This is a genomic window from Novosphingobium sp. CF614, from assembly GCF_900113255.1.
GTDB lineage: Bacteria > Pseudomonadota > Alphaproteobacteria > Sphingomonadales > Sphingomonadaceae > Novosphingobium.
The window spans coordinates 191958-205505 of record NZ_FOOR01000005.1; the positions used below are offsets into that span (position 1 = coordinate 191958).

General features: G+C 68.0%; 14 protein-coding genes. 13 read left to right on the plus strand and 1 reads right to left on the minus strand.

The window, feature by feature from the left end; genetic code table 11:
- Window positions 1-6: 6 nt before the first annotated feature.
- The 5 genes from cobN to cobJ are packed head-to-tail and all read left to right on the plus strand — an operon-like array spanning window position 7 to window position 6572.
- Window positions 7-3297, plus strand: a complete 3291-nt coding sequence (cobN, locus tag BM052_RS08285) for a cobaltochelatase subunit CobN (protein WP_091145411.1) — start codon at window positions 7-9, stop codon at window positions 3295-3297.
- The gene (locus BM052_RS08290; protein WP_091145414.1) at window positions 3294-4424 is read left to right on the plus strand and encodes a cobalamin biosynthesis protein CobG; all 1131 of its coding nucleotides are present in this window, start codon (window positions 3294-3296) and stop codon (window positions 4422-4424) included. Before cobN ends, BM052_RS08290 begins: the two co-directional genes overlap by 4 nt.
- Window positions 4424-5053 carry a precorrin-8X methylmutase gene (locus BM052_RS08295; protein WP_091145416.1) on the plus strand — a complete coding sequence of 210 codons (630 nt, stop codon included), beginning with the start codon at window positions 4424-4426 and terminating at the stop codon, window positions 5051-5053. Before BM052_RS08290 ends, BM052_RS08295 begins: the two co-directional genes overlap by 1 nt.
- Window positions 5050-5799 carry a precorrin-2 C(20)-methyltransferase gene (gene cobI, locus BM052_RS08300; protein ID WP_091145418.1) on the plus strand — a complete coding sequence of 250 codons (750 nt, stop codon included), beginning with the start codon at window positions 5050-5052 and terminating at the stop codon, window positions 5797-5799. Before BM052_RS08295 ends, cobI begins: the two co-directional genes overlap by 4 nt.
- A complete protein-coding gene (gene cobJ / locus BM052_RS08305) occupies window positions 5796-6572 on the plus strand; it encodes a precorrin-3B C(17)-methyltransferase (RefSeq protein ID WP_091145420.1) in 777 nt (258 codons plus the stop codon). Before cobI ends, cobJ begins: the two co-directional genes overlap by 4 nt.
- Here cobJ and BM052_RS08310 read toward each other — a convergent pair.
- Complete coding sequence (locus tag BM052_RS08310; RefSeq protein WP_091145423.1) at window positions 6536-7297, minus strand: cobalt-precorrin-6A reductase; 762 nt, start codon at window positions 7295-7297, stop codon at window positions 6536-6538. The genes cobJ and BM052_RS08310 overlap by 37 nt on opposite strands.
- Here BM052_RS08310 and cbiE point away from each other — a divergent pair.
- The 8 genes from cbiE to BM052_RS08350 are packed head-to-tail and all read left to right on the plus strand — an operon-like array spanning window position 7296 to window position 13469.
- Window positions 7296-8531, plus strand: coding sequence for a precorrin-6y C5,15-methyltransferase (decarboxylating) subunit CbiE (gene cbiE / locus BM052_RS08315; protein WP_091145426.1), 1236 nt, complete (start codon window positions 7296-7298; stop codon window positions 8529-8531). The two genes, BM052_RS08310 and cbiE, sit on opposite strands and share 2 nt — an antisense overlap.
- Window positions 8513-8908, plus strand: coding sequence for a cobalamin biosynthesis protein (locus BM052_RS08320; RefSeq protein ID WP_255406033.1), 396 nt, complete (start codon window positions 8513-8515; stop codon window positions 8906-8908). Before cbiE ends, BM052_RS08320 begins: the two co-directional genes overlap by 19 nt.
- Window positions 8905-9690: a precorrin-4 C(11)-methyltransferase gene (gene cobM, locus BM052_RS08325; protein ID WP_091145429.1), complete on the plus strand. Its 786-nt coding sequence runs from the start codon at window positions 8905-8907 to the stop codon at window positions 9688-9690. The genes BM052_RS08320 and cobM overlap by 4 nt, the downstream gene beginning before the upstream one ends.
- Window positions 9687-11015, plus strand: coding sequence for a cobyrinate a,c-diamide synthase (locus tag BM052_RS08330; RefSeq protein ID WP_091145430.1), 1329 nt, complete (start codon window positions 9687-9689; stop codon window positions 11013-11015). The genes cobM and BM052_RS08330 overlap by 4 nt, the downstream gene beginning before the upstream one ends.
- Complete coding sequence (gene cobF / locus BM052_RS08335) at window positions 11012-11776, plus strand: precorrin-6A synthase (deacetylating) (RefSeq protein ID WP_091145433.1); 765 nt, start codon at window positions 11012-11014, stop codon at window positions 11774-11776. Before BM052_RS08330 ends, cobF begins: the two co-directional genes overlap by 4 nt.
- On the plus strand, window positions 11766-12392 hold the full coding sequence (gene cobO / locus BM052_RS08340; RefSeq protein WP_091145435.1) for a cob(I)yrinic acid a,c-diamide adenosyltransferase: 627 nt from the start codon (window positions 11766-11768) through the stop codon (window positions 12390-12392). The genes cobF and cobO overlap by 11 nt, the downstream gene beginning before the upstream one ends.
- Complete coding sequence (bluB, locus tag BM052_RS08345; RefSeq protein ID WP_091145438.1) at window positions 12389-13036, plus strand: 5,6-dimethylbenzimidazole synthase; 648 nt, start codon at window positions 12389-12391, stop codon at window positions 13034-13036. The genes cobO and bluB overlap by 4 nt, the downstream gene beginning before the upstream one ends.
- A gap of 25 nt (window positions 13037-13061) precedes the next feature.
- Window positions 13062-13469, plus strand: coding sequence for a DUF1636 domain-containing protein (locus BM052_RS08350; RefSeq protein ID WP_091145439.1), 408 nt, complete (start codon window positions 13062-13064; stop codon window positions 13467-13469).
- Window positions 13470-13548: the final 79 nt, after the last annotated feature.

Here is a 13548-nt window from a genome sequence, read left to right on the forward strand (position 1 = left end):
CGCACGATGCACGTCATCTTCCGCGAAACCCACGGGATGGAGGAAAATGCCGTCCCGCAGGATCTGGGGCAGCAGCCTGCGGATCTTGTGGTGCTGTCCTTTTCGGACAGCGATCTGGGAGCATTCGCGGCCGCATGGCACGGCGCGCGCGCGGCTCGGGAGGACATGCCCTCGCTCAGGCTCGCCAACCTGTCGGCGCTCATGCACCCACTGTCGGTCGATACTTATGTCGAGCGGACCCTATCCGGTGCCAGGGCGGTCCTGGTCCGGCTGATCGGCGGGACCCCCTATTGGAGCTACGGGCTGCAACAGGTCGAGGCGCTGGCCCGCGAACGGCATGTCGCGCTGGCCGTCCTGCCGGGTGACGGTCGGCCCGATGAGCGCCTGGATGCGGTATCGACCTTGCCCGTGCCGGTCCTGCGAAAGCTTGCGCGGCTGTGCGATACCGGCGGCGAACGCGCGGCACGGGCAGCGCTTGCCGAACTGGCGCGGGCGGCGCGGCTGGGCGATATGCCCGTACCGACCAGCGAGCCCTTGCCGGAGGCGGGTGGCTGGCATTCCGAGCATGGTGTCGTCTGCCCGGAAGCCTTCGCGCGCGATTTGGGCCGGCCCCTGGTATTGCTGGTATTCTATCGCTCCTACCTGACCGCGCAGGATCTGGATCCCTTCGCTGCCCTCCATGCCGCGTTCGAGCGGCGGGGTTTCGATACGTTATCGATTTTCGTCCCGTCACTGAAGGCGCCGCAGATACGCAGTCAGGTCGATCAGTGGGTTCGCGGTCTGGCCCCGGTCGCCATCGTCAACGCCACCGCCTTCTCCGCCCGCGGCGAGGGGATCGATACGCCGCTCGACGGCGCTGGCGTGCCCGTGTTCCAGTTGGCGCTCGCCACATCGGGCCGCGCCGCCTGGGCGGCCGCATCGCGGGGGCTCTCGCCTGCCGATCTCGCGATGCATGTCGTGCTGCCCGAACTGGATGGCCGCATCTTCGCCGGGGTCGCCAGCTTCAAGGAGGCAGGGATGCGCGATCATGCGCTGGAATTTTCCCGCAGCCTCCATCGCGCTGATCCGCACCGGATCGAGGCGATCGTCACCCATGTGGCTGGCTGGATCGCGCTGGCTCGAAAGCCTGCCGGCGATCGGCGCGTGGCCCTTGTCCTCTCCACTTATCCCGGCAAGGCCTACCAGATGGCCCATGCCGTTGGGCTCGACACTTTTGCTTCCGCCGAGGCGATACTGGCTGACCTCGCGCAAGCGGGGTATACGGTGGCTCCCCGCGCGGATTTGCCGGCCGCACTCCGGTGCGAGCACTTGTACTGGCCGGTAGCCGATTATCGCAGGGCGCTGGCCGCCTTGCCGGAGGCCCTGCGTACCGATCTTGTCGCTGCCTGGGGGGATCCGGAAAGCGATCCGGCAGTGCGGGACGACGCATTCCGCTTTCCCGCCATCACGGCCGGCAATGCCATCGTGGCCTTGCAGCCTGAGCGGGGTATCAGCGCCAGCCGCGCGGAGGATTATCACGACCTCTCGCGCTGTCCGCGCCATTCCTATGTCGCTTTCTATCTGTGGCTGCGCGAGCAGGGCGTGAACGCATTGGTTCATATCGGAGCGCACGGCACGCTGGAGTGGCTGCCGGGCAAGGCGGTCGCCCTGTCGGATGCATGTTGGCCGGAGGCGCTGGTGGGCGCCATGCCGGTGATCTACCCCTTCATCGTCAATGATCCGGGTGAGGCAGCGCAGGCCAAGCGCCGCATCGGTGCGGTCACGATCGGCCACGTTCCGCCGCCCCTGACGCAGAGCGGCAGCGGCGCGGGCCTCGCCCGGATCGAGGCGCTGCTCGACGAATTTTCCAATGCCGACGGACTTGACCCGGCCCGCCGCGATCGGCTGCAAACCTCCATTCGCGAGGAAGCGCGCGCGCTTGGTCTGGAAGCCGAACTGGGCCTGGACAGCGCGACCACATTGGTCGAGGCGATCACGCGCATCGACCGTTTCGTTTGCGACGTGAAGGCAAGCCAGTTCGGCGATGGGCTGCATGTCTTTGGCCGGAACGAGCACGGCGCGGCGGAACGGGCCGGGTTGCTGGCGGCGCTGGACGGGAAGCGCGTGGCGCCCGGGCCTTCCGGCTCACCCTATCGCGGGCGCAGCGATGTGCTGCCGACCGGACGCAACCTCTACACGATCGACCCGCGCGCGGTGCCGACCCGTGCCGCCCATGCGCAAGGAGTCTGTCTCGCGGAGGAACTGATCCGGCGACACTTGCAGGATCATGGCGACTATCCGCGCGGGGTGCTGGTCGACCTCTGGGGCTCGGCGACCATGCGCACGGCGGGCGAGGAATTCGCGATGGCGCTGCATCTGCTGGGCGTCAAACCGCTGTGGGACACGGCCTGCGAACGGGTGACGGGGATCGAGATCCTGCCGCTCGCCCTGCTGGATCGACCGCGCATCGACGTGACTTTGCGCGTTTCCGGACTGTTCCGCGACGCCTTTCCGACGTTGCCGGCGCTGTTCGGGCAGGCGGTGCGGGCGCTGGGTGCGCGAGACGAAACGGCGGACTGGAATCCCTTCGCGGGCAGGGCGGTTACGCCGCGTGTCTATGGCCCGCGACCGGGCTGCTATGGCCTGGCTCTCGGCGATACGGCCGAGGTCTATACCGATGATGCGCGGCGCGGAGCCGGAGAAGCCTGGCTGGCGGCATCGGACCATGCGCTGGACACGATCTTCGATCCGGCCGCCGTCGCTGACCCCGAAGGCCTGCGCCAGCGCGTGGCGGCGGCCGATGCCTTCGTCCACCTTCAGGATCTGCCCGAAACCGATCTGCTGCTGGCCGCCGACTATGCCGCGCACGAGGCCGGCTTTGCGGCCGCCAAGATGCTCGCGGGCGGTGTGGCGGCGCTCTATCACCTCGATAATCGCGATCCGGCCGGCCCTGTTGCACGTACGCTTGCGGAAGAGATCGCCCGCGTCGTTCGCGCCCGTGCCGCGCATCCGGGCTGGGTTGCCGGCATGATGCGCCACGGCTTTCGCGGGGCTGCCGAACTGGCGGCCACGCTCGATCACATGGGCATGTTCGCGCATCTATCGGGCAGCGTGCCATCGCATCTGTTCGATCTCTATCACGATGCCACGCTGGGCCAGGCGGAGGTCCGCGCGTTTCTGGAACGCGAGAACCCCGATGCACTGGCGGCGATGGAAAGCTGCTTCGCCGCGCTTCACGCAGCCGGGCTGTGGCGGACGCGGCGCAATTCGATCCTCGCCGACCTGCCCATCCACTCCAGCGGGAAAGACGGTGCATGAGCGGATTTGCAGCAAAGGGTTGGTGTCCCGATGCGTGGCACCCGATGATGGCGGGTGACGGCCTGTTGGTCCGGGTGAAACCACGGCTTGGCCGCCTGACGCGCGAGCAGGTGCTGGGCCTGTGCGATGCCGCCGTGACGCACGGCAATGGCCTGATCGACATGACCCGCCGCGCCAACCTCCAGATACGTGGTGTGCGTGAGAATGGCTGGCAGGCGATGCTGGACCGGCTTCTGGCCTTGAATCTGGTGAATGCCGATCCCGTCGTCGAAACGCGGCGCAATATTCTGGTCGCCCCGGACTGGCGATACGGCGACGACAGCCACCGCATCGCCAGCGAATTGCAGCAACGGTTGGATGAACTGCCCGATCTGCCTGGCAAGGTCGGATTTGTCATTGATGCCGGACAGGCCTCCACCCTCCGGGGTGAGGCAGGTGATTTTCGTATCGAGCGGGGCGAGGGGGGCTCTCTCATCCTGCGCGCCGATGGTCGTCCTGCCGGCGTCGCGGTCGCGGCGGGCCAGGAAGCGGACGCGCTGATCGCGCTCGCCAACTGGTTCGCGATGAGTGGCGGCGCGGATGTCGGGCGCATGGTCCGGCACGGGATTGCCCTTCCCGATTGGGCCCACGGCGATCACCTGCTCGCACCGTCCACGGCCAGGATCGCGCCGGGCCGGCACGATCTGGGCATGGTCTATGGCCTGCCGTTCGGCCGGATAGAGGCATCGATGCTGGCCGGGATGATGGAGAGCCTATCCACCTGGGCCGTGCGGATCACGCCCTGGCGGCTGCTGTTGCTCGAAGGCGCGCCTGCGGAGCGCATCGAGGGTCTGCTCAGCGACATCGAGGATCCACTGCTGCGTGCGGAAGCCTGCCCCGGCGCACCTTGTTGTCCCCAGGCTACGGTCGAAACCCGCGAACTTGCCCGGCGCCTTGCCGCGCATGTCGGGGGATGGCTGCATGTCTCCGGCTGCGCCAAGGGCTGTGCCCACCCGCGCGCCGCCGATGTCACGCTGACCGGCCGGAATGGCCGGTTCGATCTTTCGCTGAATGCGCCCGCCGGCGGGCCCTCGATTCGCTCTGCCCTGGGTCCGGCCGAGATTCTCGCCCATTTCGGAGCCGCCTGATGCCCCATGTCTATGAAACCGATGGCGCGGCCATCTATCGCCAGTCCTTCGCAACGATCCGCGCCGAAGCCGATCTTGCTCGCTTTTCGGTCGATGAGGAACCGGTGGCGGTGCGCATGATCCATGCCGCCGGGATGGTGGAACTGGCGGCGCATATCCGCTTCTCGCCCGGTTTCGTGGAAACGGCACGCGGGGCGCTGGGGGAGGGCGCCCCGATCCTCTGCGATGCCCGCATGGTGTCGGAAGGGATCACCCGCGCGCGCCTGCCGGCCGCAAATCCGATCGTCTGCACCCTGAACGATACCCGAGTGCCGGACCTGGCGCGTACGATGGGCAACACCCGTTCCGCCGCCGCGCTGGAACTGTGGCGGCCCCATTTGGCCGGGGCGATCGTCGCGATCGGCAACGCGCCGACCGCGCTCTTCCATCTGTTCGAGATGCTGGAAGATCCTGATTGCCCGCGCCCGGCGGCGATCATCGGCTGTCCGGTCGGCTTCGTCGGCGCGGCCGAATCCAAGGCCGCGCTGTGGGCAGCGCCGCCGGTGCCCTGCTGTATCGTGGAGGGGCGACTGGGCGGCAGCGCGATCACGGTCGCCGCGATCAATGCCTTGGCGAGCCGCGCCGAATGAGCGTGACGTTGACTATGCTCGGGCCTTGCGGAACGATCCACGGCGTGGGGCTTGGCCCCGGCGCGCCCGATCTGCTGAGCGTGCGCGCCGACCGGCTGGTGCGCGGCGCCCGTCATGTCGCCTATTTTCGTAAGGCTGGGCGGCCGGGACAGGCGCGCCGCATTGCCGAAGGCATGCTGCGCGCCGACGCGGTCGAAATCCCCATGGAATATCCGGTAACGACCGAGATTCCGGTGTCCGATCCGCGCTACAACGCCTGCCTCTCCGCCTTTTACGCCGAGTGCACGGAGCGATTGAGCGAACTGGCGCGCGCTGGCGAGGACGTCGTCGTCCTGTGCGAAGGCGATCCGTTTTTCTACGGTTCGTTCATGCATCTTCATGCCCGTCTGGCGGGCGTGGTTCCGGTGGCGGTGGTGCCGGGCATCACCGGCATGGCTGGAGCCTGGAACGCAACGGGCGTTCCCATCACCTGGGGTGACGACGTGCTGACGGTGGCGATGGCAACCCTTTCCGAGCAGGAACTGGTGCGGCGCATCCGCGATACCGATGCCCTGGTGGTGATGAAGATCGGGCGCAACCTGCCCAAACTGCGCCGCGCGGTGGCGGCAGCGGGGCGCGAAGACGCAGCCTGGCTGGTTGAACATGCCGCCATGCCGGGCCAGCGCGTGACCCGACTGGCCGAGGCGGAGAGCGTGACACCCTATTTCTCGATCCTGTTGATCCATGGCCAGGGTCGCAGGCCATGAGCGCCCGGCAGGACAGGGGCTGGATCGCCATCGCCGGTCTGGGGCCCGGGGACGAGGCCATGGTCACGCCTGAAGTCACTGCCGCGCTTGACGCGGCGAGCGACGTGATCGGTTATATCCCTTATGTCGCCCGTGTCGCCCCGCGTGAGGGACTGGTGCTGCACCCGTCCGACAACCGTGTTGAACTGGACCGGGCTGCTGCTGCGCTCGAACTGGCGGCACAGGGGCGGCGCGTGGTGGTGGTCTCGTCCGGCGATCCCGGCGTCTTCGCCATGGCCGCCGCCGTCTTCGAAGCGCTGGAGGCTGGACCAGCCCATTGGCGCGATCTCGACATCAGGGTGCTGCCTGGCATTACCGCCATGCTGGCCGCCAGCGCGCGGGCAGGGGCGCCCTTGGGGCATGACTTCTGCGCCATCAACCTGTCGGACAATCTCAAGCCCTGGTCGCTGATCGAAAAGCGGGTGCGACTGGCGGCGGAGGCCGACTTTGCAATGGCCTTCTACAACCCGAGGTCAAAGGCCCGGCCGGAGGGTTTCGAACGCGTGCTGGACCTGCTGCGCGCGGCGTGCGGCGATCAACGCCCGATCCTGTTCGCTCGCGCCGTGGCGACGCCGGAAGAGCAATTGCGGATCGTGCCGTTGGGGCAAGCCCGCGCCGATATGGCCGACATGCGCACCATGGTCATCGTCGGATCGAGCCTTACCCGCGTGATCGAACGGGCGGCCGGCCCGATCCTCTATACGCCGCGTTCGGCATCCGGGCCGGCATCATGACCAAGCCATGCGAACACGTCTTCGGGGCGATAGACCTCCATCCGATCTGGAATGGCGGGGCGGTCTATCATCAACATTGGCAGGCCGAGTTGCCGCGCTGCGAGCAGTTTGGCCTCAGCGCCTTGCCCGCCGGCGTTCTTGCACACCACCAGGTCGATGGCGTGACGCTGCATCAGGGTGCTGTCCCCCATGACGGTGAAGGGACCACGATCGACGATCAGGCTATGACGCGGCAAAGCCGGCAGGCGTTCCGGGGTGTCCACGAAGCGCAGCAGGTAGTGGTGCTGCGGCTGGGCGGCGAAGGCTTCCACATGCATCCGTCCCAGCGCCAGCATGACGCGGCGTGCCGGCCCGCACAGCGCGGCGACCGCACTCTCGATGTCCGGAACGCGGGTCCAGCGGTCTTCCGAGGCCGGTTCCCAGGCTGGACGGGTCAGCGCCACATGCGGCACTCCGGCCAGTCGGGCTGCGTCCACGGCATGGGCGCTCATCGTCGCGGCAAAGGGATGTGTAGCGTCGACCAGATGGGTCACGCGATGTTGGCGCAGATAGTCGGCCAATCCCGTAACGCCGCCGAAGCCACCGACACGGACCGGCACCGGCTGGGCGCGCGGCGTCGCCGTGCGGCCGGCGTAGCTGAGCGTCGTCGCAATGCCGCGGGCCGCAAGCAGCCGGGCGAGGGCGCTCGCCTCGGTGGTGCCGCCCAGCAGGAGGACATTCGGCATGGCTGATACGGCTCCCCGGTTTCGGCACATGCCGTGGTTGACGATAATCGGCATCGGTGAGGACGGGGCGGATGGCCTCGGCCCCGCTGCGCGCGCGGCACTGGCCGAGGCGGAACTGGTCATGGGATCGGCCCGGCACCTCTCGCTGCTGCCCGCGATTAGCTGCCCCCCCGTTAATTGTCCAATTCTCGAATGGCCAGTGCCCTTTGCCGATGGGATCGCGCGCCTGATGGACCATCGCGGGCGGCGCGTGGTGATGCTGGCTTCGGGAGATCCCTTCTGGTTCGGCGCGGGCACCCGCGTGACGCAATATCTTGATCCGGGCGAGTGGGCGGCGCATCCTGCGCCATCGACTTTCGGGCTGGCCGCCGCGCGACTGGGCTGGCCGGTCCAGGAGACATCCTGCCTTGGGCTGCATGCCGCGCCGCTGGAACGGCTGAGGCCCCATCTCGTGCCGGGGCGGCGCGTGCTGGCACTGCTGCGTGATGGCGAAGCGGTGGCCGCGCTCGCGCGATATCTGAAGCGGGAGGGCTTCGGTCCCTCGATTCTCCATGTGCTGGAAGCGTTGGGCGGCCCGCGCGAACGGATACGGTGCGTACCCGCTGATACACTGTCATTGGCCGACATCGTCCATCCGGTAGCGGTCGGAATCGACTGCGCCGGGCAAGGCAAGCCATTGCCCCTCACCGCAGGGCTACCGGACGACTGGTTCGCCTCCGACGGGCAGATCACCAAACGCCCGGTTCGCGCGCTCACGCTGTCGGCGCTCGGCCCGCGTCCGGGCGAGTTGTTGTGGGATATCGGCGCCGGGTCAGGGTCGGTCGGGATCGAATGGCTGCTGGCCCATCCGGCGAACCGGGCCTGCGCGGTCGAGGCCGATCCGGCACGCGCCGAGCGTGCCCGGGTCAACGCTCAGGCGCTTGGCGTGGACTGGCTGAAGGTCATTGTCGGGATCGCGCCGGATGTCTTGCCGGACGCGCCCTTGCCGAATGCCGTATTCGTCGGCGGCGGACTGTCGGACGCATTGCTGGACAGGCTTTGGTCGTGCCTGCCCGGCGGAACGCGGCTGGTCGCCAACGCGGTGACGCTGGAATCGGAAGCGCTGCTCACCCGGTGGCATGGCCAAAAGGGCGGCAGTCTCCTGCGCATCGAACTCTCCGATGCCGCGCCGCTCGGAAACCGGCACGGCTGGCGGGCACGCTATCCCGTGGTGCAATGGAGCACGGCGCTGTGATCGTCGCGGGCTTCGGCTTTCGGGTGGGCGTCAGCCTGTCGTCGCTGCGGGGCGCCCTCGCCTTGGCGCAACACGGACGACCTCCGGTCACGCATCTTGCCACGGCGCAGGACAAGCTCACGGCGCTGGTCCCGCTCGCCGAAGCATTGGGCCTGCCGCTGGCGGGCGTGGTGCCTGAGGCATTGCTCGCCGTTTCGACCCCCACGCGTTCCATCGTCAGCTTGGCCGCGCGCGATGTCGGCAGCGTCGCGGAAGCATCCGCCCTGGCGGCGGCTGGCGCGGGCGGGCGTCTGCTCGGGCCGCGCCATGTCTCCCCCGATCGCATGGCGACTTGCGCCATCGCTATCAGTGCTCACCTCCAGGGAACCCCGACATGACCGTCCATTTCATCGGCGCCGGCCCCGGCGCGCCCGATCTTCTGACCCTGCGCGGGCGCGACCTGATCGCGGGTAGCCCGGTGTGCCTTTATGCCGGGTCGCTGATCCCGGCGGCAGTGCTCGATCACTGTCCGCCCGGCGCCCGGACCGTCAACACCGCGCCGCTGGAGCTGGATGAGATCATCGCCGAAATGGCCGCGGCCCATGCTGCCGGGCAGGACGTGGCGCGGCTTCATTCGGGTGATCTTTCGGTGTGGTCGGCGATGGGCGAACAACTGCGCCGGCTGCGCGCGATGGACATTCCCTTCACGATCACGCCCGGCGTTCCCGCCTTCGCTGCGGCCGCCGCAGCGCTGGAGGCGGAACTGACCCTGCCCGAACTGACGCAATCGCTGGTGCTCACCCGTACACCGGGCCGCGCAAGCACCATGCCGCCTGCCGAAAGCCTCACGAACTTTGCCGTTACCGGCGCGACGCTCGCGATTCACCTCTCGATCCACAACCTCGCGCGCGTGGTGGCGGATCTGACCCCGGCCTACGGGGCGGATTGCCCTGTCGCTGTGATCTGGCGGGCAAGCTGGTCCGATCAGCGGGTCGTTCGCGCCACGCTCGAGACCATCGAGCGGGCCGTTGCGGACAGCATGGAGCGCACTGCCCTGATCCTTGTCGGGCGCGTGCTGGCGGTGCAGGATTTCGCCGAAAGCAGCCTCTACGCTCCTGGCTATGACCGCCGCTTCCGGCCCCAGGATGCCTCGTCTCGCTTTTCGGCAGCACCCGAATGAGCGTGCCGGGCCTGATGATCGCCGCTCCCGCCTCGGGGACTGGCAAGACCACCATGATGCTGGGCCTGCTCCGCGCGCTGAGCGAGGACGGGTTGACGGTGCAGCCGTTCAAAAGCGGGCCGGACTATATCGACCCTGCCTTTCACCGGGCCGCCTGCGGCCGGGCTTCGTTCAATCTCGATAGCTGGGCGATGGAAGGCGGACTGCTTGATGCTATCGCGGCCGAGGCGGCGGGGGCGGACATGGTGCTCGCCGAAGGGTCGATGGGGCTGTACGACGGCGTTGCCGGCATCGGCGCCTCGGGCAATGGCGCCAGTGCCGACATGGCTCGCCGCATGGGCTGGCCGGTGGTGCTCGTGCTGGATGTGTCCGGGCAGGCGCAGTCCGCCGCCGCCACCGCACTGGGGTTCAGAAGCCTCGATCCGCAGCTGCCGTTCGCGGGGGTGATCCTCAACCGCGTGGCCAGTCCGCGCCATGAACGGCTGGTACGCCAGGGGCTGGAGGCGGCCGGTATCCCGGTGCTGGGCGCCCTGTCCAGGCGGGGCGACCTGACCCTGCCCGAACGTCATCTGGGACTGGTGCAGGCGCTGGAACATCCGGACCTCGACCGGGCGATTGCCGACTATGCCGCGTTCCTGCGCGCCCACGCCGATCTCGATGCGATCCGCGGCGCGGCCGGCGGGAGCGAGGCAGCGCCGCAGGGCGATGGCAGACTGCCGCTTCCCCCAGCCCAGCGCATCGCCATCGCCCGCGATGCCGCCTTTTCCTTCGTCTATCCGCATCTGCTCGAAGGCTGGCGCCGCGCCGGGGCGGAGATATTGCCGTTTTCTCCGTTGGTCGATGAAGCGCCTGCCGCGCACGCGGATCTGGTCTGGCTTCCCGGCGGTTATCCCGAACTCCACGCTGGCACCATCGCCGCCGCGACGAACTTCCTGTCCGGCCTGCGCCGCCATGCCGAGACGCGGCCCGTGCACGGCGAATGCGGCGGCTATATGGTGCTGGGCGAGGGGCTGATCGACAAGAGCGGTGAGCGGCACCGCATGGCCGGCCTGCTTGGCCTGGTCACCAGCCATGCCCGGCGCCGGATGCACCTTGGCTATCGTCTTGCCGAGTTGCTGGTGCCGGTATCGGGCCTTGCGGCCGGGACAAGGCTGCGCGGCCACGAGTTCCACTATTCGACCATCGTCGAGCAGAACGATCCGCCGCTTGCCCGCGTGACCGATGCGGACGGGGCAGGGGTCGCTGAAACCGGATCGCATCGCGGCCATGTGACCGGAACCTATTTCCACATGATCGCGCCCGTTTCGCGCGGAGCGGGTCGATGATCGACCTCCACCTCATCGGCATAGGGACCGGCAACCCCGATCACCTGACGGCCGAGGCGGTTCGGGCAATGAACGATGCCGATCTCATCCTGCTGCCGCGCAAGGGCCGCGCCAAGTCCGACCTGATCGACCTGCGGTGCGCCATCTGTGCGGCGGTGCTGAGCGGCCCGGCCCGGATCGTCGAATTCGACCTGCCCGTTCGTGATGCGGATGCGGTCTATCTGGATGCCGTCAACGACTGGCACGAGGCCATCGCCGCCGCATGGGCCGCGCAGATCGCCCTGCATCTGCCCGATGGCGGCAGGCTGGCGCTGCTGGTCTGGGGCGATCCCTCGCTTTACGACAGCAGCTTGCGGATCGCCGGACGGCTGAAGCGCGGAGGCATGCGCATTCGGGTCCGGGCCGTGCCGGGCATCACCAGTATCCAGGCGCTGACTGCCGCCCATGCCGTGCCGTTGAACCGGCTGGCCGGGCCGGTGACCATCACCACCGGGCGGATGCTGCGCGCGCATGGCTGGCCGGAAGGCGCGGATACGGTCGTCGTCATGCTCGACAGCGGCTGCGCCTTCGAAGTGCTGGAGCCGGGGCGCACGACCATCTGGTGGGGTGCTTATCTGGGCATGGCGCAGGAAGCGCTGGAACGGGGCCCTCTGGCCGAAACCGGTCCCAGGATCGCCGCGCGCCGGGCCGAACTGCGCGCGCGCCATGGCTGGATCATGGATGTCTATCTCATGCGGCGGGAGAAAATCGATGGAAACTGACAGCGAAGGGAAAACGGCGGTCGGCGACGCTCGCCATGCCGAGAAGATGCGCAAGAAACAGGCTGCTCAGGCCAAGATCATGGCGAACAAGACCCGCGAGCAGGGCCTGCTGATCGTCCACACCGGCAAAGGCAAGGGCAAGACCAGCGCGGCGCTCGGCATGGTGATACGTGCGATCGGCCATGGCATGAAAGTGGGCGTGGTCCAATTCGTCAAGGGCGCCATGACGACCGGCGAGAAGACCGTATTCGACGCCTTTCCCGGCAATGTCGAATTCAAGCCGATGGGTGAAGGCTTCACCTGGGACACGCAGGATCGCGCGCGCGATATCGCGGCGGCGCGCGCGGCACTGGATGAAGTCAGGCGCATGATCGCGGATCCGGCCTACCACATGGTGCTGGCCGATGAACTGAATATCGCCCTGCGCTATGGGTATCTGCCGCTCGACGAAGTTCTCGCGGTGCTGACCGGGCGCGATGAGATGAAGCACGTCATCGTCACCGGCCGCAACGCGCCCGAGGCGCTGATCGAGGCGGCCGACCTTGTCACCGAGATGACCATGGTGAAGCACCCCTTCCGCTCCGGGGTCAAGGCGCAGAAGGGAATCGAGTTCTGAGCGAGGCACCCCCTCGGTTCGACGCGGCATTCGCGGCGGGTTTCGCGCGGTTGCTGCGCTGGCGCCGCGATGTGCGGCATTTCGATCGCCGCGCCGTGGCGGAGGAGGACATGCGGGCGCTGCTGGCCTGTGCGTCGTTCGCGCCTTCGGTCGGCAATGCGCAGCCCTGGCGCTTCGTGCGTCTGCGATCGCCGGGTATCCGCGATGCGCTCGCGGCCCATGTCGATGCCCAGAGCGCGCATGCGGCGGAGCGCTACGCCGCGCAGGTGCGATACGATCACTATGTCTCGCTCAAGCTGCACGGTTTGCGCGAGGCTCCCGAACTGCTGGCGGTGTTTTGCGACGACCGGCCCGAGGCGGGACATGGCCTTGGCATCGCCACCATGCCCGAAATGCTGCGCTATTCCTGCGTGTTGGCGATCCACAACTTGTGGCTGGCCGCGCGGCTGCGCGGCATCGGGCTGGGCTGGGTGTCGATCCTCGATCCGCAGACGGTTCACGCGCTGCTGGAGGTGCCCGCCGATTGGTCGCTGATCGCGCTGCTGTGCATCGGCTACCCGGCCGAAGAATTCGACACGCCCGAACTGGAACGGCGCGGTTGGCAGTCCCGCGAGCCGTGGCGCGACCGGGTATTCGAACGATGACCCCCTATCGAAGGACCGGAAGACCATGCTGAAACAAGTGGAGGATGGCCCCGCCATCGTCGCCTGCAATACCTGCCGCCACAGCACGGACGCGCGGGAGGATGCCGCCGGGATACGCGGCGGCGCGCGCATGGTGGCGGCGTTGCGCTCGGTCCGGGAAAGCGATCCTCGCTATGCCGGAATCGCCGTGCAGGAAATGCCCTGCCTGTTCGCCTGCACCGACTTCTGCACCATTCACCTCCGTGCGCCCGGCAAGGTCGGCTATGTGCTGGGCCGCTTCGTGCCGGACGATGAAGCCGCCGCCGCGATTCTCGAATATGCCGTCCACTATGCCGCCAGCGAGCATGGCCGGGTGCCGTTCAAGCAGTGGCCACAAGGCGTGAAGGGCCATTTCATCACTCGCACCCCGCCGCCGGGCTATGTCGCCGAATGAGCCGGTTTGCCGTGAAGCTCGCCCATGCGCGGCGGGCCAGCCCGACCGATCGGCCTTGGTAAAGATCGATAGGGCTGTG